Raw genomic sequence first — 1,041 nt, 5'->3', positions numbered from 1 at the left:
GGCGTTGTTGATCAAATCAGTTTGAAGGTCAAGGACGCCATACTTGACTCAGCATTAGCTTCGAACAGGCATGCCTAGTCTTATGACTTTGTTAATCGCTTTGACATTCGCCAGAATTTCACCCACTTGAGCGTTATAACATCTCAAGCTCAATTTACCGCTGGTTAGTCCTTTATATCGAGACATTGCGGTCTCAGATATTGAGCGATAGTGATAACCAGACTCGGATTTCCACTTCGCTATAGTTCCGTTTTTCAGAGCCTCGACAGCTTCATTTCTGGGGTGCCCCTCTTCCCAAAACGTTGCATTCTTTCGAGGTGGTATTAACGGAGTACAGCCTTTATTTTTCAGAGTATTGTGGCAACTTTTTGTGTCATATGCTCCATCGGCAGACACAGCATCGATCTTTCTACGTAAAGGGTTGAGTAACGTTGGCAGCACTTCGCTATCACCAACATTTACTAGGCTGACCTCTGCACTAATGGTTTCATGGGTATCGACATCAACGGCTAAGTGCAGCTTGCGCCATGTTCTACGTTTTTCGGCACCGTGTTTTTTCACTTTCCACTCACCCTCGCCAAAGACTTTGAGACCAGTCGAATCAATGGCTATATGGCGAATAGCCCCTTTAGATTTATTACGGTATTTGACCTTGACTGTCTTCGAGCGTTTACTGATACAGGTGTAGTCTGGGGACGTCAGTGGAACATCCAATAACTCAAAGATAGAGTCGATAAAACCTTGAAGAGCACGCAATGGTAGTGAGAATATTCCTTTAATCATCAAGGCAGTTTCTATCGCTGTATCAGAGTACTGAAAGCCTCTACCACGCTTACCATGATGGGTTTTGCATCGCCATGCATCTACAGCTGTATCATCTATCCAGAACGTAACCGAGCCGCGTTTGCACAAAGCCTTATTGTACTCCGCCCAGTTAGTTATCTTCTTTTTTGCCTTACCCATGTTGTCACCGCTCTAACCATCATAAAGGATCAGATCTCAGGACTCGAAAAAAGTTCAACTGATTTAGGCAACAACGCC

1 protein-coding gene is annotated in these 1,041 nt (G+C 44.5%); it reads right to left on the bottom strand.

Going from position 1 to position 1,041, the window contains the following annotated elements; genetic code table 11:
• Positions 1–54: 54 nt before the first annotated feature.
• Positions 55–963, bottom strand: a complete 909-nt coding sequence (locus PVK71_RS20265) for an IS5 family transposase (protein ID WP_274421121.1) — start codon at positions 961–963, stop codon at positions 55–57.
• Between the last annotated feature and the right edge of the window lie 78 nt (positions 964–1,041).

This window comes from Aliivibrio sp. S4MY1, from assembly GCF_028765545.1.
Classification (GTDB): domain Bacteria; phylum Pseudomonadota; class Gammaproteobacteria; order Enterobacterales; family Vibrionaceae; genus Aliivibrio.
The sequence above is the reverse complement of the archived record's forward strand: the minus strand, read 5'-3'. Positions and strand labels throughout refer to the sequence as shown.

Coding starts and splice junctions, on each gene's coding strand:
- PVK71_RS20265 (WP_274421121.1), bottom strand. CDS start 963: ATGGGTAAGGCAAAAAAGAAGATAACTAACTGGGCGGAGTACAATAAG.